Origin of the sequence: Lachnoclostridium sp. An118 (assembly GCF_002160985.1) — a bacterium.
In the GTDB taxonomy this organism is placed as follows: domain Bacteria; phylum Bacillota; class Clostridia; order Lachnospirales; family Lachnospiraceae; genus Claveliimonas; species Claveliimonas stercoravium.
The window spans coordinates 133,733-156,126 of the sequence record NZ_NFLQ01000004.1; the positions used below are offsets into that span (position 1 = coordinate 133,733).

General features: G+C 55.0%; 20 protein-coding genes. 12 read left to right on the forward strand and 8 right to left on the reverse strand.

The annotated features are described in order from the left end of the window. Positions 1-3: 3 nt before the first annotated feature. The 8 genes from B5E62_RS05110 to B5E62_RS05145 form a co-directional block, all read right to left on the reverse strand. Positions 4-2,001 (reverse strand): VirD4-like conjugal transfer protein, CD1115 family, encoded by a 1,998-nt coding sequence (locus B5E62_RS05110; protein WP_087173555.1) that lies wholly within the window; start codon positions 1,999-2,001, stop codon positions 4-6. Continuing rightward, positions 1,991-3,106, reverse strand: coding sequence for a hypothetical protein (locus B5E62_RS05115; RefSeq protein WP_242957718.1), 1,116 nt, complete (start codon positions 3,104-3,106; stop codon positions 1,991-1,993). Before B5E62_RS05115 ends, B5E62_RS05110 begins: the two co-directional genes overlap by 11 nt. Before the next feature lie 131 nt (positions 3,107-3,237). Continuing rightward, a complete protein-coding gene (locus tag B5E62_RS05120; RefSeq protein WP_087173556.1) occupies positions 3,238-3,906 on the reverse strand; it encodes a DUF6100 family protein in 669 nt (222 codons plus the stop codon). Between the two features lie 6 nt (positions 3,907-3,912). Then, entirely contained in the window at positions 3,913-4,437 is a 525-nt protein-coding gene (locus B5E62_RS05125) for a DUF5697 family protein (RefSeq protein WP_087173557.1), read from the reverse strand. A 243-nt stretch (positions 4,438-4,680) separates the two neighbouring features. Further along, positions 4,681-5,205 (reverse strand): hypothetical protein, encoded by a 525-nt coding sequence (locus tag B5E62_RS05130; RefSeq protein WP_087173558.1) that lies wholly within the window; start codon positions 5,203-5,205, stop codon positions 4,681-4,683. Then, positions 5,192-6,067: a MarR family transcriptional regulator gene (locus B5E62_RS05135; RefSeq protein ID WP_242957720.1), complete on the reverse strand. Its 876-nt coding sequence runs from the start codon at positions 6,065-6,067 to the stop codon at positions 5,192-5,194. The genes B5E62_RS05130 and B5E62_RS05135 overlap by 14 nt, the downstream gene beginning before the upstream one ends. Positions 6,068-7,241: 1,174 nt before the next feature. Beyond that, on the reverse strand, positions 7,242-8,759 hold the full coding sequence (locus B5E62_RS05140) for a hypothetical protein (RefSeq protein WP_087173559.1): 1,518 nt from the start codon (positions 8,757-8,759) through the stop codon (positions 7,242-7,244). Positions 8,760-8,833: 74 nt separating this feature from the next. After that, complete coding sequence (locus B5E62_RS05145) at positions 8,834-9,412, reverse strand: DUF5104 domain-containing protein (RefSeq protein ID WP_087173560.1); 579 nt, start codon at positions 9,410-9,412, stop codon at positions 8,834-8,836. Positions 9,413-9,606: 194 nt separating this feature from the next. Between B5E62_RS05145 and B5E62_RS05150 the strand changes: the two genes are divergently transcribed. The 12 genes from B5E62_RS05150 to B5E62_RS05205 all read left to right on the forward strand — a co-directional run bounded on the left by B5E62_RS05150 (position 9,607) and on the right by B5E62_RS05205 (position 22,386). After that, complete coding sequence (locus B5E62_RS05150; RefSeq protein WP_143468805.1) at positions 9,607-10,110, forward strand: DUF5758 domain-containing protein; 504 nt, start codon at positions 9,607-9,609, stop codon at positions 10,108-10,110. A gap of 38 nt (positions 10,111-10,148) precedes the next feature. Then, positions 10,149-10,796 (forward strand): SOS response-associated peptidase, encoded by a 648-nt coding sequence (locus B5E62_RS05155; protein ID WP_087173562.1) that lies wholly within the window; start codon positions 10,149-10,151, stop codon positions 10,794-10,796. Between the two features lie 48 nt (positions 10,797-10,844). Further along, the gene (locus B5E62_RS05160; protein ID WP_087173563.1) at positions 10,845-11,717 is read left to right on the forward strand and encodes a LysR family transcriptional regulator; all 873 of its coding nucleotides are present in this window, start codon (positions 10,845-10,847) and stop codon (positions 11,715-11,717) included. A 181-nt stretch (positions 11,718-11,898) separates the two neighbouring features. After that, a complete protein-coding gene (locus B5E62_RS05165) occupies positions 11,899-12,384 on the forward strand; it encodes a hypothetical protein (RefSeq protein ID WP_087173564.1) in 486 nt (161 codons plus the stop codon). Positions 12,385-12,432: 48 nt separating this feature from the next. Beyond that, on the forward strand, positions 12,433-13,377 hold the full coding sequence (locus B5E62_RS05170) for a hypothetical protein (protein WP_087173565.1): 945 nt from the start codon (positions 12,433-12,435) through the stop codon (positions 13,375-13,377). Positions 13,378-13,475: 98 nt separating this feature from the next. Then, positions 13,476-16,187 (forward strand): NEAT domain-containing protein, encoded by a 2,712-nt coding sequence (locus B5E62_RS05175; protein WP_087173566.1) that lies wholly within the window; start codon positions 13,476-13,478, stop codon positions 16,185-16,187. Continuing rightward, positions 16,187-17,215, forward strand: a complete 1,029-nt coding sequence (locus B5E62_RS05180) for a heme-binding Shp domain-containing protein (protein ID WP_087173567.1) — start codon at positions 16,187-16,189, stop codon at positions 17,213-17,215. The genes B5E62_RS05175 and B5E62_RS05180 overlap by 1 nt, the downstream gene beginning before the upstream one ends. Next, complete coding sequence (gene isdE, locus B5E62_RS05185) at positions 17,202-18,350, forward strand: heme ABC transporter substrate-binding protein IsdE (protein WP_242957721.1); 1,149 nt, start codon at positions 17,202-17,204, stop codon at positions 18,348-18,350. Before B5E62_RS05180 ends, isdE begins: the two co-directional genes overlap by 14 nt. 13 nt (positions 18,351-18,363) lie before the next feature. Further along, a complete protein-coding gene (locus B5E62_RS05190; protein ID WP_087173568.1) occupies positions 18,364-19,413 on the forward strand; it encodes a FecCD family ABC transporter permease in 1,050 nt (349 codons plus the stop codon). Beyond that, on the forward strand, positions 19,403-20,191 hold the full coding sequence (locus B5E62_RS05195; RefSeq protein WP_242957722.1) for an ABC transporter ATP-binding protein: 789 nt from the start codon (positions 19,403-19,405) through the stop codon (positions 20,189-20,191). Before B5E62_RS05190 ends, B5E62_RS05195 begins: the two co-directional genes overlap by 11 nt. A gap of 34 nt (positions 20,192-20,225) precedes the next feature. Further along, entirely contained in the window at positions 20,226-20,642 is a 417-nt protein-coding gene (locus B5E62_RS05200; protein WP_087173569.1) for a YbaN family protein, read from the forward strand. After that, a complete protein-coding gene (locus B5E62_RS05205) occupies positions 20,635-22,386 on the forward strand; it encodes an ABC transporter ATP-binding protein/permease (protein ID WP_087173570.1) in 1,752 nt (583 codons plus the stop codon). Before B5E62_RS05200 ends, B5E62_RS05205 begins: the two co-directional genes overlap by 8 nt. The last annotated feature ends 8 nt before the right edge of the window (positions 22,387-22,394 follow it).

Consider the following 22,394-nt stretch of genomic DNA (forward strand, 5'->3'; position numbering starts at 1 on the left):
AAATCAAGACATAATGGAATCTTTATCCAGGGGAACAAGGTCCTCTGGAAAATCCGGGAAATCGTCGGGCCGGGCAATCGGTTCCTCCGGCTGTCCGGAAGAAAACGGGGGCCTGTCTGATTCCCGGTAGGGCGCTGCCTCCTGGGTGGGGAAGGCAGGCCATCTGCTTCGCCCTTTATGGGGCTTTTTCTTTAAATTTTCCGCAAGGGTCGGCGTATAGTCGTATTCTCCCTGCTCAGCTTTCGCCCGCCATGCAGGAATGTGATCCGCAGCTTTACGGGAAACCAGCTTTTTTGCATCCGGATGGAGGGTATAATCGTATTTCTCCACCTCCAGTATCTTCTGTCCCCGCAAGATGATGAGCGCTTTATTCAAGGGGAGGCGCTGGATCTCATCTGGTGTCAGGAGCTTACGCTTCCCGATGGAGCGGGTCTGCCGGTACTCCGGCGTATAATCTGATACACGCCAGGAATTGAGCTGTTTGGCTTCGCTGCTGACGCCCACGGTCACATCCCCGGACCGGTTGGAAATAAAAGTGGCGGTTACTTCGTCGGTACAGCCTAAAAATAACTGGCTGTCACAATTCCCGATAATTTCCTGCCACTGGTTTAAGGGATACCGGTTCTGCATCTGGGGCAGGTTCTGGAAGATACAGGAAATGCTCAGGTTCCGGCTGCGGATCACGGAGATCTTCTTATTCAGCTCCAGGATGGCGCCGGTGTTCGCCAGCTCATCCGCCAGGATATGGACCGGGACCGGCAGTTTCCCGTCTACGCCTTCTTTATCCGCAAACCGGACCAGCTTAATGAAAACAAAGGTCATAAACAGGGAGGAGAGGAAATCAAAGGTGCTGTCCTGGTCTGAGGTGATACAGAAGTAGGCGCACTTTTCTTTACCCGGCAGCGTCAGGTCAATCTCATCATAGGAGGTGATCTGGCGGATCAGCTTGTTCTGGAATACCTGCAGCCTTGCACCTAACCCGATAATGACGCCGGAGCGCACTGTGTCGCTGGCCTGTTTATAAATACAGTAGGGAACTTTTGCCGGATGGGAAACCGGAAGCAGGTCAAAGAGGCTGTTCAGCTCCTTTTCGGAACTCATGGTCAGCAGCTTATACACCTGCCCGATATTCTTGGCTTCTAGCGGAAAGCCCTGATCCACATATAGGACCAGAGCTTTTAGCAGGTTCATCTCCGCATTATCCCAGAAATGGTCCCCTTTGGCGGAGCCGGTATTCTGGATGATGACATCGGCAAATACCTGTGCCATGGTCTCGGAACCATTGATCTCCATGAGGCAGTTCCAACTGTCGGAGTTTTCCGGATTGACCAAGTTGAAGCATTTGACAGTATAGCCTTCCTTCTCCAGATACACGGACATGCTTTCATACAGTTCGGATTTCGGATCAGTGATGATCAGGCTTTCTCCCGGTCCGTTTATCCCACGGGCGACGCTTTGGAAGATGGCATTTCGGACATAGGCACGGCTCTTCATGGAGCCGCTGGAGCCGTAGACAGCCACATTCCGGTTCATATAGGTGTGGTAGGGCAGGCAGACGGCTTTGCCGTTTAGCTTGCCTAAAATCGTGCCTTTACTTTTCTTTACGTCAGAAGTCAGCTCCAGGACTTTGTGCATTTCCTCCGGCGTCATAAAGCCGGAAGTGCCATAGGTTCCTTTGGTGGAGTAGTTTAAGTTCCTGTCCCGGTCCGCAATCTCCCCATTCCGGTCATAGCCCATCCGCATGAGAAGAAAGACCAGAAGTGCAAAGATGATCACGCAGATCCCGATCCCGTACAGGTTATACGGGAAAGCAGTAATTGCCTGGAAACAGGCTGCCGGATGGGGAGAGGGCATCTGCGGGGAACTGCCGTTGCCCGGGCTGTTCCCGGCGGCGGTCCAGATGTTATAGTTTCGGATAAACTGTGTAATGTAGCCGCCTGCATATAAGGTGCAGAGGCTAATGGGAAGCAGATAAATGAGCTTCCACCATTTACGGTTCATGCAAAACCCCCTTCCTGAATTTTACAAGGTCAATACTAGAGAAACGAATGTCGGAGGTCAGATAGCGCTTCAGGCACGGGATCTGGAAATCAAAACAAATCAGAACCCCTTTCTTTCCATAGACATTCAGTCCGGTATTGAACCGGTTGATCTGTTGCATGTCAAAACTATATGCGAGAACCGCAGGGTTCCCGGAAGCGTCCACCCCATCATGCTCAATAGGCAGATCCGGCTGCCGGGGGCCTAAATCGGATAGTAATAGCTGATCTAGCTGCTTCATGAGCCGTGGACGGACCAGCAGCTTTAAAAGAGTCTCTCCTTCCGGAGTATTTGGCAGGTAATGGAAATGCTCAAAGGAGGTATCTATCATAAACAGGCTCCTTCTATACCCGCCGGTGCTGGTCAGGAGCTGATAGGCGGTATCCATATCTTTTCCTGTAAGGATAGCCCGTATTTTCGGATGCCCTGTATAGGGAAAATCCTGTAAGTAATGCTGCAGGAAAGCATTCAGCCGCACCTCTGTTTTATATTCCCACTTGAGCACATGGTCACCAGTGTTGTATAGCGCATAAGTACAGTGGGGAGCAAGCAGGACACCCATACTCCGGGAGTTTTTTATTTTGGTGGTTTCTAAGCCTAGCTGTTTTACTTCCCGTGAAGAATAGAAAAGAGGCAGGCTTCGCAGGTTGATGGAACCGGTTTTGCGTCCAGCATTAAAAATGTCTGGCTTCTGGTCCGGTAAGAATGGGATGCCGGCGTGCAAAAGCGTCAGGTAGGTTTCGGCCTTCTGGTGAAGCCGTATGCGCCGGGATACTTCACTGCGTATCTGGTTGGTCTCGGTGTTGCCCGTCAAAAAGAGCTGGAAACGAGACGGGTTCTGGGAAAGGAGCAGTTGTTTCGCCCTTCCGGTAAGACGATAACCTCTTAAATGGTCCCGGTAATGGGTACGGATCAGCTTTTCTGCCTTTAGCTCTGTGATCAGTTTTTCTCCGTAAGAGCGGCTTTCAATAAGCCGATTTAACTGCTCTGATGGGAACTCTCCGCAAAGTGCTGTCATCTCCAGCAGCAGATATTTTAATGAGCCGGGTTGATACAAAATCAGCATACCTCCTCATCTGTGTTTACCTATGCAAGTCTGAACTTGGGTAAAAACAGGCAGTTTTGTGCCTCTCAAACAGCAGGCTGATTCGGCCTTTTGCGTCTGTTTTACCCATGTCGGAAAAAAATTCTCTGAAATCATGGAATTTCCGATATGCTTTTAATCTTGTTTTTCCGTTCCTGCAGCCATTTGGGGAATGTGGATTTTCCCATGACATAGATGACAGTTGCATCCCTGTCAGCAATCTCCGTGGTATGGTAGGAGTCACAGTACAGTCCGGTATCATCCACCATAATATAGGTCGCAATCGTATCAAGAAGCTGTTTGAACTCCAGGTTATCGTAATCCCGTATCCTGTCAAAAGGGCCGTCCTGTTCATAGACCTGGCTGAAGCAGACCACGCATTCCCGGTACAGGGGAAGCGAATGGACCGCCAGGTAGTTCTGCAGCGCATAGTTCAGTGGCTCATGGAGAAAGGCAGCGTTGACATGCTGCTTCCGTTTTGGGAGCAGACCCGGAAGGGTAATGGAGATAAGGTCTTCGTTCTGGCAGATCTCAATTCCCTGGGCATCTGCGGCTTCCTGTAAATAGTCGCTCCGCTTTTTGGGGGCTGCCAGGCAGACGAGGTTGCGCATCTGGCAGGCGATCCGCTCTGCCCGCAGCGCAGCGTTCATGCTTAGATCCCCGTAATTTTCCGGGTATACACGGATGTCAGTGGTTTTCAGGGCAAACACGGTGTTGCTCAGTTTCTGGATCTCACTTTCCAGCTTCACAAGCCGGTCATAGAGAATTTTCTGGTTCGATATGGTGTATTACCTCCTTCCATAGTAGCTGACCACGCCATTTTCATCCACAGTGCAAAAAGCAAGAACCCCTTCGATAGAGAGCTTTGATGCCTGAGCGATATCTTCCAGCACCACGAGACGTAAGACTTCCTGGCGAGGGAGGGATTTTAATACATGATCTACCAGGATTTCCTGCCCCAGAGGAACATAAAGTATTTCATATTCCTCACTTTCGGAAAAGAAATGGAGTTTGGCTGGGAACTCCCCGCTGGTATGGAATACAATCGCCTTTTTAAAATCCAATAAAACCCAGAACGCAGCGATTGTCCCATAATCCGGGTTCTCTGCCGCTTCCGGACTGTCACATAAAAGGCCGGACTGCTTATAATGGTAGAGCCTTCCCTGCTTTGTCAGGCTGGTAATCAGGGAACGAATAGAATCCTGGTTGCCAAATATCTTCATAACCTGTTCATATTTCAACGCATGGTAGGTAGTCAGGAAACGCAGGAGTTTTTCTCCTTCCCGGTGATAAATTTGATCTCTTGTTTTCATGCCGGATATCCTCCGTTCTTCATGGTATGTGCGTATGCTGTACGTAGAGCATATGCAGGACTTTCTACTTAGCCGTAAGTAAGCTGTACGTACAGAAGTCAGCGGTAGTTTATGGGTACAAAAAAAGCACCTCGGCGGGTGCTGTAAAAATAGAAAACTATAAGCAATATCCATTGTAGCATGGGGAGATTTCCCTCGCAATCGCAAAACAGTGACAGTTATCTGCCAGATATGTGCCAGCTTTTATTCAGGGAAAAACTTGTTCAGTGTGTCTATGGTTTCCCGTGCCGTATATCCCCAGAGAATACTGCTTAAAGCATCAATCGCCTGGTGGCGTTTCCGGTAATAGGTCCGGTACGAGATGTTCGGAATATGCTGCTCCAGTTTTTCCAGGATTTCATCTGTGTTCTTTAGCTGCTGTGGGGACAGAAAGGAGTAATAAAGAATCCAGTAATATTGCTCTCCGTATTTATGGTTATTCCGGAGAAGGTCAACGGAGGACTCCAGAAGTTTCAGCATCCGGTTGCTCCGCTCAATACTTTTCGCACGTTCCGCAATATCGCTTCCGGTCAGATCTGCGCCGGCCGCATAGATGGAATCCAGAAATTCATCAATGCTGGAACCATACTGTACCTTGAACTGGTTTTCCATCTGGTGGACCACGACCTTCAGGCTGTATGTGGCATCCCGATATCGCCGCAGGAACTGGTAGGTGTCGTGAAAACGAGGGTTTTCCTCAAGAATATCCTGCTCTTTACGCTTCGCCATAGTTTTCACCTCCTTCCCGGTTTCTTATGTCTGCGTTTTTTTGTATTTGCCGGGAAAGTTCCGGCAGCAAGATTTCCGGTATATCAGGAAAGGCTTTTTGATCCGGCTGCATGAAACGATACCCTATCCTGCCCTTCTGCGGTGGGGGAGTGGCTGGCAGTGCTGACCGGCCTTTCCGCCCACCCTTCTTCTCAGGCTTCATTTTTGCAGACTCCGGCCTGGGTTCAATGGTCAGTTCAAAATGATATTCTGCGGCTCCAAAGGGGCAGATAATATTTAGACGAACTACAGGTATACTATCCTTGCAGTCTGATAAGGGAGATAATATATACCTGGTCCGGGGGCAGTGACAGCAGGAAATCCCTTGTGTATCCAGGAGTTTTGCGACTTTTTTTACCATGTGGCGGATGTGCGGAATTGGAACGCAGGGAATGGGTTTTGAAACGGTAATCTGCTCATCCGTCACCGGTTCTGGTACGCACAGCGGCTCCCGCTCTGCGGCGTCTTCTGCAGGCGTTTCGTTCGGAATATAAATCGGCAGTTTCATTTGCATGGCGATCTCCTCCTTGTCGATCAGTACATCGCTGATATTAAACATAATGGAAAGATAATTGTTCAGGTAAATCATGCTCCCGTGGTTACCACGGAAGGATACCAGGGTGATCAGCTTCATCTTCTCCAGCTTTTTTAAAAGCCTGGAGACAGTAGGTTTGGAATGACCCCAGCGTTCCCCCAGCGTCTGGAAACTGGTCAGTGGGGAGCCGCTATTGTTCCGGTAGTAGACAACAGGCCCGGTGTCGGAGCAAAGGACGGACGGATCATTGTAGACTGCATGGATCCAGAGATCCAGCAGGATGTCCATTTCCGAGCATTTGCCTGTCTGGATCAGCTTGTGGGCTTTTCCGATAGGAAAAAAGAAAAAGCCGGTATCCTTTTTGCAGGGATACTTATATTCCAGTGCCGTGTTGTCTTTCTGCCAGTCTGTGATCCGGAACCGGACCAGGCGTTTTTTCTCCAGAAGCGAATAGGTAATGCAGCCTTCCTCCTGGAGATGTGTCAGGATGGAAACCGCCTGGTGTTGGAAACGGCAGCGGAACCAGTCCTGCAGTTCTGAGATGCTGCAGATCCATTCGCCCGGCGAGAGCGTATAGGTGAGCTGCTCCATGCGCCGGTTGGAAGTGCTGTAATTTGCATAGGAACAGAGAATCAGATACCAGAAAAGAAAAGAGCCTCCGGTGGTTCGGATGCTCCTGTCATTTAATAAGGTCTGTATGAAGTTACGGTAAATCCGGCAGCGTGGGAAATCCACGATTTGTTTGAGTTCTAATTGGTATTCCATAATAAGCCTCTCTTTCTGAAATATAATAGAGGCAGCATTTCATGCTGCCTCCAGCCAATCGTTCGGTTGAATGTCACCTTTTTTCTATTAATTCTGGGTGTGAGGATATCCTGCCAATATCCCTCCATCATCCCTTTTGCATCGAAAAAGCCTTGCCAAAGTCAAATTCTTGATTTATACTGAATTTGCAAGAAATTTATCATTTGGGCTGTTTCGAGCCGGTAAAAAATCCCCATTTTTCGGGACTCTAAGTTCCATTTCGTACCAATTCATTCTGGGAAAATCGGTTGGCACAAAATGACTTAAAATCCTGCGGGACTAACCTCCCGTACCGGTTCGATTCCGGTCTGCGGCATTAGTTAAAAATGAGAGGAACGCTGATTTTGCAGCGTTTCTTTTTTATTGTATATTCTGAAAATAAGGATCATACTGTAGGTAAGAAGAGAATGATAGATATCTGATTGTGAATAATAAAGGGGATTGGAGGAGTGGTAATGGATAATGTATCTGGTTGTAATGTGGGCGGCAGCCTGTTTTGTGAGTCCAGAGGTCAAGCATGATCTTGCGGAGCGTGTTATCGTTCATTACAATCTCATTTACAAACGGGATGTCAGTCGTCTGTCTCGATTCTTCCGTTTTAGGTTCCTCCGTCGCGATAAATTTTTTTTATGTATGAGCAGAAATTTTATGGCCGGATTCATAAAGGGTCGTGAACGCTGATAAAACGTATGCCAAACAGGCCTGTCTGGTCACATACAGTCTTGTCCTCTCCGGCCAGAAGATCTTCGTAGACGGAGTGGAACAGGCGGACTTCTGTTTTTGTTCCGTCCGGCAGAAGGAGTTCACTGTAGTACCTGTCTACATATTTGGAGTCCTCATCTTCCCGCAGTCTTACTACTTCGGCGGGATAGTGGTTTATCTTGGAAGAATGGGCAGTAGCCAGTGTAAGGGCGGGCATGACACCGATACTGTATATGAGAAAAAGAAAGGCCGCTGTGACTGGTGTGAGGATCCGATGAGGCATGCCCCTTGTCCGGCGGATAGTGATGATGAGAAATACGACAGTAAGGAGCAGGGCGCCTGTGTACACGATCCATCCGCCTGCCAGATAGTTGAGGAGGGGAGACAGGGTCATTTCGGTGACAAGGAACAGGAGGATGCCGAGATGGATAAAGACAAACCCCATGCCTGCGTGCTTTTCCTTCCATTCAGCGGATGCATTCATGTCTGAAAGAGGCATCCAGGTCATGACATGGTTAAAGATCCAGCCGTATATAAAGTATGTGACAGGCAAGAGCTGGATCAGAAGGAACTGGTATTTCCCTTTGATAAGAGAAACAGGGCAGAAGAAGAAAAGGAAGATAAAAAGTGCAAGGTTTATAAAGACGAGGATGCGGTATCCGCGCCGGATCTTTCCTGCCTGCTGGTTCTGCTCTGTCTCCTGGGATGGATCCCACTGCTCTTCACGGGCCTTTTTCCAGTCTTCCAGATCCTGCTCATCCCAGTCCTTTGTAAGAGCTTCGGGGAGAGTCCCCTCGAGAGCGTGGAACAGTTCTTTTGCATGGATCATATTGTTTTCAAAACGGAACAAGGTTCTGCCGGAGGCGTCTTTTGCGATGAAGCCACCGGCGCTTATCTGGAGGCCTGTTTCATAGATTTCACTTTTTGAGAAAGTCCAGTTTCTTCCAAAGGCGGTAGCGCCCCACACACGGCTTTCGTTCATGAGAATTCGTCTGTTGCGGTAATCGCAGACGCAGGCGGCCCATCCCAGAAAGAGAAGGACCGAGATCACGGAAACAATGATGCTGTTTCCTTCTCTGCAGGCGGCCATATTGGCTGTGACAAACGTAAGGACAAGGCCGGCAGCGTAGAGAAGTCCTCCCAGGATCAGCCCCAGCCGGGATTCGTATACAATGATCCTGGCGCCGGAGAAGTCTGTCTCATGCCGCCCGGAGACCAGCAGAGCCCAGATTCCGGCAACGCCCGTACCAGCTGCGGATATGGCGCAGGCAAGACAACACAGGAAAGGCGTCCCGGCGGCGGTGAAAAGAAAAACTGCAATAAGAGAAATGACAGCCAGGAGCAGAAGCAGGACACTTGCAATAGTCAGGCTCCTGTGGCGGTTCTGAAACTGATGCGAGAGTCTCGTGCGCTCGGCATTGTCCAGATGGCAGTCTGAAAACAGATTTTGAAGAGTATCGGCTGAGTGACCCATATACATACCCCCTCGTCTATATAAGACAATTATATCACAAGGGCAGAAGGATTTTTGCTTTCTACGGGACTTTTTTACGTCCGGCAGTCCCCGATGTCATAGAGGATAAAAATCCCATCCTCCGGGGGCCACTGGGTGTACTGCGCCTCATCAGCCAGGTCGCCGGTCAGGATGAGGATGGAGTTGAGGCCGATACGGCTCTCGTCAAGACCCTTTTCCTCGTCTTCCAGCTGGGTGAAGCAGAGACTGACAGAATAGCTCCCTTCATCCGTATATACGTTATAATTCTTTTCCATATATTCCGAGAGCATGCCACTTTCGAATGCTGCTGTGCACTGCACGCTTGTGGATGTGCCCTGATAGAAAGAAAAGAACTCGTCTGTCTTTTCGTCGAAATCAGGCAGTGCGGCCGTGTCATCGCAGAACATGGATTTAAATGCTTCTTTGTCGCCTGCGTCCAGAGCCGGCAGCACCTGGTCTTCAAAGACTGTCCCGGTCATGTGGGCGCGGGGGTTGGCGCCGGTGGCAATCTCCACAACAGAGCGGACTATGTCCACCGCTGTGCCGGCTGCCTGACAGCCGCTCAGGCAGAGGGAGGCAGACAGGAGTATGCAGGACAGGATATATTTTCGGATGTATTTTCTCTTTTCCATAAGAACAGTTCCTTTCAGTCTTGCCTTCTGTTTATATATGGGCTCATTATATCACAGAGAAGGGAGAGCTGTCCCGCCCTTTTGGAGAAACTGCCGGGCACCAAACTGCCGGACGGTTGACATTTGTAAGAAGACAGATTAAAATGTCAGTTAATTTGAGAAATCAAAAAAGCTGGTGTAAGGGTAGAGTGGAAATGACAACATTGACACAGAGAGAACTGGATGAGCTCCTCTTGCAGTACGACGAGTGGCTCAGGAATGATGCGGCCGGAAAGAGCCCTGTGTTTGCGGGAATGGACCTGTCCGGGCTTGAGCTGAAAAGGGTAAATCTCTATCACGCTGATTTCAGGGGATGCACCCTGTTTTATTTTCCGGCCTGTCCCTGTGAGGGCAGCTTTATCGGGTACAAGAAGGCGGTGACTGAGAGCGGGTATGCCATCGTCAGGCGCTACATCCCTGAGGATGCAAAGCGGAACTCGGCCACATCCTACCGCTGCAGGGCGGACAGGGCCAGGGTCCTTGAGATCACCGACGAGACGGGCCGAGCTTTGGAGGAGGCCAGGTCGGGAAGGGACGAGTCCTTTGTCTACAGGAGAGGCCAGTGGCTGGAGGTCCGGGAATTTGACGAGGACAGATGGAATGAGAAGACAAAGGGAATCCACTTTTATCTGTCAAAAGAGATCGCTATGCTTTATTAGGAAGGGTTTGCCAGGAGTTGTGCAAAAGGAGGACGGCCATGTGCGGGAGATACCACATAGATAAAGCGGCAGAGAGAGCGCTGCTGGATGATACGGGACTGGGGCCGGCAGACACCCTTGGGTGGCGGAAGTTCCTGGAAAAAGGCGCGGGGGACATATGCCCCTCGCAACAGGCGCCTGTCCTGACAGGGGAAGGGGGAGAGCTGCACCTGGAACTTATGACCTGGGGGTTCCTGCCCCCGGCGGGAGAGGAGAAGAGAGAGGGAAAAGGGCGGCCCGGCGGCCTTCTCATCAACGCCAGGGCGGAGACGGCGCTGGAGAAGCGGATGTTCCGGGACAGCATAAGGAGCAGACGGTGCGTGATCCCTGCGGCACATTTCTATGAGTGGGATGAGGACGGGGACAGGGCGCAGTTTTCGGACCGGGAGTCGCCGCTCCTCTACATGGCGGGATTTTACCGGTATTTCCAGGAGGAAAAGAGATTTATCATCCTGACCACAAGGGCCAATGCCTCGGTGGAGAGGGTGCATGACAGGATGCCTGTCCTTCTGGGAAAAGAGGAGATTGCAAGCTGGGTCTTTGAGGATGAGTTTATGCCCTTTGTCCTGGAGAGGACGCCTGCAGAGCTGGAGAAATTCCAGGAGTATCAGCAGACCACCCTGGCAGACCTGGGGCTGGAGTTGTGACAGAGGGGCCGGTGCGACGGAGACAAGTGAGATAGAAGGAGAAGGCAGATGGATATACGGGTACTCAGATATTTTCTGACAGTGGTACGGGAGGAGAACATATCAAAAGCAGCGCAGGCGCTCCACGTCACGCAGCCCACGCTGAGCCGGCAGATGGCGCAGTTGGAGGAGGAGCTTGGCACCCCGCTCTTTGTGAGAGGGAAGCACCTCACGCTGACAGATGCGGGGGTGATGCTGCGCAGGAGAGCGGAGGAAGTGGCGGAGCTGATGGACAAGATCGAGGATGAATTTGCCTCCAGGGAGGAAGTGGGAGGCATCATCTCCATCGGGAGCGGCGTGCTGAGGAGCTCCCATGTCCTGACCCGGGAGCTCCTGGCTTTTCGGGAAAAATATCCCAGGGTGCAGTATGAGATCTACACAAACACCTCCGACTACATAAAGGAGAAGCTGGACAGGGGACTTTTGGATTTCGGCCTGCTCCTGGAGCCGGTGGATGTCAGCAGATACGACTATATAAGGCTGCGGGAGAAGGAGCGGTGGGGACTCTTCATACCGGAGGGACATTCCCTGGCCGCAAGAGAGCAGATCACCAGGGAGGACCTGAAGAAGACCCTCCTCATCACCCCCAGCCGCCAGTCTGTCCAGAGCGAGATTTCCAACTGGCTGGGGGAGGATTTCCAGAACCTGGACATCCTTGCCGCATTCAATCTGATCACGGATATGACGGTCATGATGAACACCGGGGAAGCCTGCTTTCTGGCTATAGAGGGGGCTATGGAGTCCTATGTGGGGAGAGGGCAGGTATTCCGCCCCCTGTATCCGGAGCTGTCCACAGCCTCTGTCCTTGCCTGGAAGAGATCCCAGCCCTTAAGCGGAGCAGCGGGCAAATTTCTGGAAGAGTTCAGGCAGAGACAGGGATAAATTGAAAATGAAAATTATTATCATTGGATAATATTGACAGAAATTGAAAAGGCATGGTAGTATCATAACAGTTAGGATAAGCTAACTCACTGGACAGTATAGAAGCTGTCCGGTGAGTTGCTTTTTTGACTAACAGTTAGTTCGGACTAATAAAAATTAGAAATGACGGAGATAAGTGGATATGAAGATCGCAGGCAGAAAAAAGAAGATAGTCATTGCCGCTCTTGTCCTTATCCTGGCGGGAGCTGTGGGAATCTATTTTTACACGAGACCCAGGGAAGTGACGAACTATGCGGAGTTTGAGGAGGCTCAGGAGAAGCCGGACAGCCAGCAGGCAGACAGCGGTGTGACAGACGGGATACAGATCCCGGGCTACAAATCTGTCACCATACCCGCAGGCACGAAGGATGTGTCGGTGGAGCTGGTCAATCCGGAGGAGAATACCGTGTATTTCCAGATTTCTTTCTATCTGCCGGAGACAGATGAGACAATCTACACGTCGAAGCTGATCCAGCCCGGCCAGCATCTGTATGAGATCACACTGGATAAAGAGATGGAGGCCGGAGAGCATCCGCTCACCGTCAGATACGAGACCTTCAGCGCGGATGAGGAGATGGCCCCGAGAAACGGGGCGGAGGTCAACTGCACGCTGATCGTGGAGGGATAGGGCCGGGGCAGCGCGCCGCGGCGGAAGAAAAAGAAAAGGAGATGTATTATGAGGTTAAAGAAATTGATGACAGGGGCCCTTTCTGTGGCCATGCTGGGGACTATGATGTGCAGCACGGCGTTTGCGGCCGACTATGCTGACGGAGACTACAAAGGGGAGATTCATTTTCTCAATGCCAATGGAAGCGGAGCTGCCAGCATGTGCGACCCCATCTTTGTGCACGAGGCGGAGATGACGCTTGATGCAGACAGCGCGGAGCTGACATTCTATGTGGCTTACCCGATCCCCGCATTCCCGGAGCTGGGCACTGACGGCACGATCCTGGACGTGGTGCTCACGGTAGATGGCACAGAGTACACAGCGGAGTCTGATATAACGACAAAGCCCGAGAAGGTGTTTGACACGACCGCCAGCCTGTTTGGGATAACCGAAGGGGAGTCCTACCCGACCCAGGTGCTGACGGTGGACCTTCCAAGAGACGCGGTGGATGACCTGGAGGCGGGGACGGTATCTGCCTCTGCCTATGTAAATTCCGTGATGAACTCCACCCAGAGCTTCTTTATACAGGTGACAGATCTGCAGTCTGTGGGCGGGACGCCCCAAGAGCCCTCTGCGGACACGAAGGATATGCAGATAACGGCAAATGTGGAGGAGTCGGTCTCTGCACCCTCCTACACAGTCACAGTGCCTTCTTCTGTGGAGCTGGGCACACTGAGCACAGAGGAGGATAACGCGATGCCCTACGTGGTGGACGTAACGGCGTCTGACCTGAACGGCGAGATCGCTGTCACAGCGCCGGAGACAGGCAGCCTGACAAGCGATGGGAACACGCTGGCTTTTTCCAACAGCTTTAAGACACAGACAGTTAATGCAGACACGGCAGGCACCAAGCTGAGCGGAACGATCAGCATCGGAAAGGATGCGGTTGCCGCGGCCAAAGCCGGAAACTATACCGGAACTACAACATTCACCATTACCTACAAAGCTAACTGAGAAGACGGCAGACGGTAATACGACAGAAATCCTCCGGCTCTTTGCCTGCGAGGATTTCTGTTGTCATAGAGGATCGTCTGTATTTGACGGAGGGAACGATGAGAAGAAAAAAGACAGGAAAGAGATGGGCGGCGCTTGCCCTTGCGGCTGTCCTGGCCGTCGGGACAACGCAGCCCATGGGAGCGGAGGCTGCCGGGGGAACCTACACGGGCAGCGGTACATTCCATATAGACCAGTTCGGTGAGTACGACATCAATGCTTCCGTGTCTGTCACGGACGGCGTGATCACCGGCCTGGAGATAACGGGAGACAATTTCGGCGGGACCTATGCGGAGGTCAACAAGGGTAAGCTTGCCTCCGCCGTGAAGGGGATGCAAAGCCGCATCATAGGTCTGGGGGATACGGACGCCCAGGGCCTGAAAGGGCTGGACGGCGTGTCGGGAGCCACCTACTCCTCCAACGGTATCAAGGAGGCTGTGGCATCGGCCCTGGGACTTTCCCTGGAGGAGACAGCCCCGGGAGTGCCCTCCCAGACGCCGGCGGCGGGAACCTATGATATCACCGTGGCGGTGCGCAGCGATGTGGTGGACCACAGCCTTGTGCAGACGGATACGGCCCCGGCTGTGCTGACAGTGGATGAGAGCGGGCAGATGACGCTGTCCTACACCATGGTCTCCGGCACGGACCAGGAGCCCATGTACATCCTTGGATTTAACGGCTACTACGAGAACAACGACACAGCGGCCGCCCTGACTATGGACGGCGTTACATACAATACAGAGCAGAGGGGGGGCTACCAGGTCGTCACAGATGTATCCTTCCCCCTGACCGGCGCTCTGAGCCAGTATTACTGCAACAACACTTACATTTATGTGCCTGCCATGAGCAATCTGAACGGGGAGATCAGCGGCATTTATTTTGAAAACGGCAGGTTCAGCGTCAAGACTATCGTGACCATGTACTGGGATACGCTGACAGCCAGGGCGCAGACCCCTGAGACGCCGGATGCCACCCAGGAAAGCATGGACGTGACGGCCAGCGTGGCGCAGGAGACCTCCGCTCCGTCCTACCAGGTCACCGTGCCCTCGTCTCTTGACATGGGAGCCCTCAGCAGGACCGAGGAGAATGTGCAGGAGTACGACATCACCGTGTCCTCCCAGGACAAGGTGGGCACTGTGACTGTGACGGCGCCGGAGGGCGGTCTCCTGTACGCGGACAGCCATTCCCTGGCGTTTTCCAATGATTTCGGCACCCAGTCCTTTCAGGCAAAAGAGACGAGGGACGCGGGGGCCGATGAGGCGGTGCTTGGCGGAAGGATCACCATTGCGGGAGCAGACGTGGCGGCAGCCGCGCCCGGCAACTACACCGGCACCACAACCTTTACCATATCCTACAGCAGTGCCGGCGGAGGCGGGACGACGGAGCCGGAGGAGCCTCAGCCTGACCCGGGGGAGGACCCAGGGGACGGCGATGAGGGGGAAGACCTGGCAGAGGGAACCTACACCGTGGACGTTTTCCTATGGCACGCCACCAATGACGCCCTGTCCATGGGCAATGCGGCCCTCCAGCCCAAGGGGACAGTGGTGGTGGATGAAAACGGGGACATGTCCCTGCGGCTCACCTTCCAGTCCCTGGATATTTCCGGCATAGAGGGCTATCTGTACCGGCTGCGGAAGGTGGATATGGACACTGTGGAGTACAACCAGGTGGGATATCCATCCTCCTACGAGGCGGCGGACGCAGATGTGCTTGAGTATTTTGCGGGCGTGCACGACGCCTACAATGACCCGGACTCTCCGTCCTACGATGGGAAAACGGAGGGAAAGGAGTATCCGAAGGTCATCTCCATTCCCATCCAGAAGGATGAGGACATGAATTATGTGGAAATCTACGTGCCTGTCATGGAGGCCATCGGCGCCGGGCAGGGCACCCAGCTGGCCAGGCTCCACATTGACTGGAGCACCCTTGCGCAGGGCGGCGGGGAGCCGGAGAGCCCGGATCCCGGCGGGGATGAGCTGGATATCCGCAATCTGCCGGACGGCGTGTACTCGGTAACGGGGCGTATGCTGAAGGTGGACAAGGAGACCCTCTCCATGTCCGACAATGCCATTGACCACACCATCAAGCTGACAGTGAAGGACGGGAAGTATGCTCTGACCATGAACTTCCGGGGACTCACCATCGGCAGCCAGCTGGGCTATCTTGGGCGGCTCCAGTACTTTGCCTCCGGCTACACGCTGGACCACCAGTACGGAAATCCCCAGGGAGACCTGCAGGCTGTGACAGTGGACAGCTATCAGCAGAACGAGGACGGCTCGAGAGTCAGCGACCAGTACGGGACAGACTACCCGGATGAGGTCACCTTTGAGCTCATACCGGAGGCTCTGGAGGACGGCTATGTGCCGCTGCAGGTCTTTGTCCCCATCATGGACGCTATCGCGTCGGGAACAGGGACGCAGCCTGTGTTCCTGGCTCTTGACTGGGATACGCTGCAGGCCACGACAGACGATGACCCGGCTTTCGACGACGAGGGCCAGACGGATGATGAGGAAACAGACGGCAACGGAGAAGGCTCGGGCCTTACCGGCGGCAGTGGTCTGGGAACCTCCACTCTGCCAGGAGGCTCCTCTCTGGGAGGTTCCTCCCTCGGAGGCTCATCTCTTGGCGGTTCCAGCCTGGGCGGCTCCTCCCTGTCCGCAGCCCGGACGGGAGATGAGACGGGGACAGCCCTTGCCGGATGGGCGGCGCTGCTTATATTGGCGGGCGCTGCGGTCGTCCTGGCCCTGCGGCAGAGAAGAGGAAGCAGGTGATGAAGGTGAGAGTGGGAAATAAGATAAGGCGGGCGCTGGCAGGCGCCCTGGCAGCTCTCCTGGTCCTGGCAGCAGGGCAGGGGGCTGCGCCCCTGTCCGCCCTGGCGGCCGGCGGAAACGTCTATACCTGTGTGGTCCATCCCTGCTACGCCCACCCGGACACCGGGGCCATCGAGGACTCCGGGGGAGAGGCGTCCCGCCCCATCGGACAGGGAATGGTGGAGGGAGCGGTCTACACCACAGGCATCCTGGAGGTGACGGACAGCGGGGCCTACTACCTGACCATCCGCATGAGCTTGATGAGCTACACCTCCGGTCACAGCTTCTGGGTGCAGAACGTGGGGGACTCCTCCTGGGCCAGCCCGGCTGTGGGCGTGACGGGGAGCGGATCGGACAGCAACGGGGCCACATCGGATATCTGTATCCAGGTGCCCAGTGAAAACTGTGTGGTCCGGGTCTCCATGTATGTAAGTCCCATGGGGAGAGATGTCATTTTTTATCTCTATCCAAGCGACTACACCGTGGGAAATAACACAGACATGAACGCCACTATCGTGACGGCCGCGTCCGGCAGATCATCAGGAACTTCCTCCGGGACAGGCAGCGCCTCGGCAGGCAGCAGCACGGCCGGCGGCAGTTCCTCAGGCAGCACTGCGGGCGGCGCGTCCGGCGGCTCCTCCCTTGGCAGCAACAGTCTGTCGGCGGCGGGCTTGGCCGATACGGATACAGGGGAAGAGACAGATGGAAGCGAGGCGCCGGCCCTCTCCAGCTCCATAGAGGAGGCGGCGGACCCGGCCACAGCCACAGACGGTGAGCTGTCCGACGCCCAGGGGCTGAGCCTCTCTACTGCCTCGGACGGTTCCGGGGAAGAGGGGACGGACGGAGCTTCCGGCAGCGGCGTGTTTGCCGTGGCGGCGGCCGTCATGGTGACCGGTCTGGTCTTTATGGGAGCGGCGGCAGCGATCGTCTATTTCTTCCGGAGAAACTGGCGCAGATGGGGCGGAGGTTACGAAGATGATGAGGATTGACAGGAAAAAGGCAGCCGGGAGGACGGCAGTTGGAAGGGCAGCAGGCGCGCTGGCCTGCAGCGCCCTGACACTGAGCCTCCTGGCAGGATGCGTGGACCAGAGCGGGAGCGCGGATGGTCAGACCGGGTCGGCGGACACGGCGGCGGGCTCTGCCGGGAGCGTGGAGACCCTCCTTGAGATAACAGACCCCCAGGAGAAGGCGGCCGTGGAGGCGGCCAAGGCCAAGGTGGCGGCTATGGGGGAGGAGCCCCGCGTCATCGCCACCTCCCCCGCCACAGCCGACATCTGTGACCGGTTGGAGCTGGACCTTGTGGGCGTGTGCACCAGCACCATATCCTCCCTGCCGGAGCGGTACGCAGAGGTGGAGCAGGTGGGGACGGCCATGAGTCCGGATATGGAGATCGTGGCCTCCCTCTCCCCTGACTGGATATTAAGCCCCTCCAGCCTCCAGTCGGACCTGCAGCCAAAGTACGAGGCCATTGACACAGACTGGGCCTTCCTGAACCTGCGCAGCGTGCAGGGGATGTACCGGTCCATCCAGGAGCTGGGAGAGATATTCGGCAGGGAGGAGCAGGCCGGGAAGCTGGTAGACGAATTTACGGAATTCTACGAGGACTATGTGACCAGAAATGAAGGGCAGGAGAGCCCCAAGGTGCTGATCCTCATGGGGCTTCCGGGGAGCTACATCATCGCCACGGAGAACTCCTATGTGGGAAGCCTGGTGGAGCTGGCGGGAGGCGAGAATGTGTACGCCGGCACAGACCAGGAATTCCTGACTGTGAACACAGAGGATATGAAGTCCAGGGAGCCGGATGTCATCCTGCGGGCCGCACATGCGCTGCCGGACCAGATCATCGAGATGTTCAACGAGGAATTTGCGACAAATGACATATGGCAGCATTTCACGGCGGTCAAGGAGGGGCGGGTCTACGACCTGACCTACGAGCTCTTTGGCATGAGCGCCAATTTCAACTATCCGGAGGCCCTGGAGGAGCTCCAGCCCATGCTCTATCCCCAGAGCGAGGATGACTCGGAGCAGGCAAAGGAAAACAGCGACAGGGCCGCGGAGGCGGCCAGGGAGAGCGAAGCCACCGGGAAGACTGACGAGGAGACGCTGCAGGAGATTACAAAGTAAGGAGAGGTGAGCCATGAGCGAAGAAAAAATGACAGTACCGGAGGAGGCCCGGAGGATGGACCAGAGCCGGAAAAAGAAGAAGACAGCCAGGGCGGCCCTCTCCTTCCTCATCCTGGGAGTCCTCCTGGCGGCGCTGGTATTTGCCTCCATCAATATCGGGAGCCTGCAGGTGTCCTTTGGGGAGCTGATGAGAGGGCTCTTTGTGGAGCGCATCGAGAACGTGGCGGCCATCTATGACCTGCGCTTTCCGAGGATCGTGATTTCCCTCTTTGCGGGGGCGGCGGTGGCTGTGGCGGGCGTCCTCTTCCAGGCAGTACTGAAAAATCCCCTGGCAGACCCGGGCATCATCGGCATTTCCAGCGGGGCCAGCTTTGCGGCAGTGCTGGTCACGGCCTTTCTCCCGGCTCTCTATTTCTTTACCCCCCTCTTTGCCTTCGGGGGCGGCGTGCTGGCCTTCTTTCTTGTGTACAGCCTGTCCTGGAAGGGGGGCTTAAGCCCCCTTCGCATCATCCTCACAGGCGTGGCGGTGAGCGCCATGTTCTCAGGCCTCTCGGACGCCCTGAACTCCATGACAGGGGGCAGCTCCTCCGGGGTGGCCTCCATTGTGGAGGGGAACATCACCCAGAAGACCTGGGAGGACGTGCAGACCCTTCTGCCCTACGTCATCGTGGGGCTGGTGCTGGCGGTGCTGTTCTCCAAAATGTGCAATCTCATGACTCTGGAGGACAAGACGGCCAGGGGGCTGGGAGTCAATGTCAACCTGATGCGCATCCTGATCTCTCTGGTGGCGGTGCTCCTTGCCAGCATTTCCACGGCAGTGGCGGGAGCCGTCAGCTTCCTGGGGCTCATCGTACCCCATATAGGGCGCATCCTGGTGGGCAGCGATCACCGGGCGCTGGTGCCCTTCTCCATGCTGGCGGGGGCCTTTACTTTCCTTCTGGCGGACACTATCGGAAGGACCGTGGCGGCGCCCTACGAGGTGTCGGCCTCCATCATCATGAGCGTGATCGGCGGCCCGTTCTTTATCATTTTGCTTAGGAGGTCAAAGAAATATGCAGCGTGAGGATAAGAAGAAGCCCGCCATGGAGGTGAGGGGGCTGTATTTTTCCTACGGGAAGAACAAAGTGCTAAGAGACGCCTCCTTTACCATCGAGGAGGGAGAGATCACCACCATCATGGGGGCTAACGGGTGCGGGAAATCCACCCTTTTCAACCTGATGACAAAAAACCTCTGCCCCCGGAAGGGAAATATCTTCCTCTGGGGGAGAAATATCCAGAATCTGGCGCTGAAGGAGTTTGCCCGGAAGGTCTCCATCGTGCACCAGTACAACACCTCCGCTGACGACATCACAGTGGAGAGGCTGGTGTCCTTTGGCAGGACCCCTCACATGAAGATGATGCAGGCCCGCAGCCAGGAGGACGAGGAGAAGATACGGTGGGCCATGGAAGTGACGAACGTGGAAACATACAGGGACAGGGAGGTGGGAAGGCTCTCCGGGGGCCAGAGACAGCGGGTGTGGATCGCCATGGCGCTGGCCCAGAGCACGAAGATACTCTTCCTGGACGAGCCCACCACCTACCTGGATATCCGCTACCAGATCGAGATCCTGGAGCTGGTCCAGAGGCTGAACCGGGAGTACGGCATCACCATCATCATGGTCCTCCACGACATCAACCAGGCCATCCACTACTCGGACCGCATCATCGGGCTGAAGGACGGACGGGTGGCCGCCTGGGGAGCGCCCGGGGAGATCATCACGCCGGAGTGCATCCGGGAGCTGTACGGCATCTCCCTGGATGTGACAAATGTAGAAGGAAAGAAATTTGTGCTCACCGTCTGAGGGGCGGTGAGCGAAAGAGACAGGAGAAAGCTATATGAACAACAAAAATCCGATCCGTTTCCTGTGGATCATCGCGGGATTTATCTGTCTGGGACTGGGGACAGTGGGCATCGTGCTGCCTATCCTGCCAACAGTCCCCTTTTATCTGGCCACTGTGTTCTGCTTTGCGAAGAGCTCCAGGAGGCTCCACGACTGGTTCCTGGGGACCGGTCTGTACAGGAAGCACCTGGACAGCTTTGTCAGGCGGAAAGCCATGACCATGCAGACGAAATGCTCCATTGTGGGGACCGTGACCGTGGTCATGGCCATTGGATTTATCCTGATGAAGAATGTGCCCGTGGGCAGGATCTGTCTGGCCATTGTCTGGGTGTGCCATGTCATTTACTTTTTCTTCCGCGTGAAGACGGTCAGGCGGGAGGATGGAAAGGGGCAGGAGCGGGCCTATGATTAAGAAGAGACTCCTGGGGCTTCTGTCCCAGTCAAAAAAATACATTTACTTTCAGGTGCTCTGGCAGTGGCTCTCCCTCCTCTGCCAGATTTTGGTGACAGGCAGCGTGTCCATGCTGCTGGAGCAGGCAGTCTTCTGGCAGGTGACCGCCGCCTCGGCCCTTACATGGGGCGGTCTGGCCCTGGGCGCCATTGCCCTGCGGTTTGTCTGTGACAGGCAGGCCTCCTTTGCCTCCTACCGGGCCAGCGTGGATGTGAAGAGGGTCCTGCGGGACAGGATCTATGAGAAGCTCCTCCGTCTGGGAGCCTCCTACCGGGAGAAGACAGCCACGTCGGAGGTGGTGCAGATGGCGGCGGAGGGAGTGGAGCAGCTGGAGACCTATTTCGGCAGATATCTGGCCCAGCTTTTCTACAGCCTCCTGGCGCCGGTGACTCTGTTTGCCGTCCTCTCCTTTGTCAGCTGGAGAGCCAGCCTTGTGCTCCTTATCTGCGTGCCCCTCATCCCGATATCCATTGTGGCGGTGCAGAAGTTTGCCAGGCGCCTGCTGGCAAAATACTGGGGCATTTACACAGAGCTGGGGGACAGCTTCCTGGAAAATCTCCAGGGCCTGACTACCCTGAAGATTTATCAGGCGGATGAGGAGAAGGCCCGGGAGATGGACCAGGAGTCCCAGAAATTCCGGCGGGTCACCATGAAGGTGCTGACCATGCAGCTCAATTCCACCAGCGTCATGGACATCATCGCCTACGGAGGGGCGGCGGCGGGCATGATCGTCACCCTGTGGGAGCTGGCGGGGGGAAGGGTGAGCCTTCACGGAGCGCTGATGCTCATCCTTCTGGCCTCCGAGTTCTTCATCCCCTTGCGCCTTCTTGGCTCCTTCTTCCACATTGCCATGAATGGCATGGCAGCCAGCGACCGGATCTTTGCCCTGCTGGACCTGCCTGAGCCTGCGCAGGGAGAAGAAATCCTGGCGGGAGGACAGACGGACCTGGCATTTGAGAACGTGTGCTTCTCCTACGGGGAGGACAGGCAGATACTGGACCAGGTGTCCATGGAGTTCCCGGCGGGGAGCTTTACCTCCATCGTGGGGGCCTCGGGCTGCGGCAAGAGCACGGCGGCCGGCATCCTCATGGGGAGGAACAGAGGCTATAGAGGCAGCGTGAGGATACAGGGAAAAGAGCTGTCCCATATCCGGGAGGAAAGCCTGATGGACCAGATCACCATGGTGAGCCATAACAGCTGGCTCTTTAAAGGCACAGTGGAGGACAATCTGCGGATGGGAGCGCCGGACGCCGGGCAGGAGGAGATGGAGGAGGCCCTGAGGAAGGTCAGACTGTGGGATTTCCTGGCCGGGCAGCAGGGCCTTCAGACCCCTGTCCTTGAAAAAGGCAGCAACTTCTCCGGCGGCCAGTGCCAGAGACTGGCCCTGGCAAGGGCCCTGCTCCACGACACGCCGGTGTACATCTTTGACGAGGCCACCTCCAACATTGATGCGGAGAGCGAGGAGATGATCATGGAGGCCATCCGCCGCCTGGCCGGGGAGAAGACGGTCATCCTCATCTCCCACCGGCTGGCAAATGTGACCGGGTCGGACCGTATCTATTTGATGCAGGACGGCAGGGTGGCGGAGAACGGCACCCACCGGCAGCTCCTGGAGAGGAAGGGACAGTATGAGAAGCTGTACAGGACCCAGATGGAGCTGGAGCAGTATGGAAAAGAACAGTATGGAAAGGAGGCGGCAGTATGAGCGGAGAA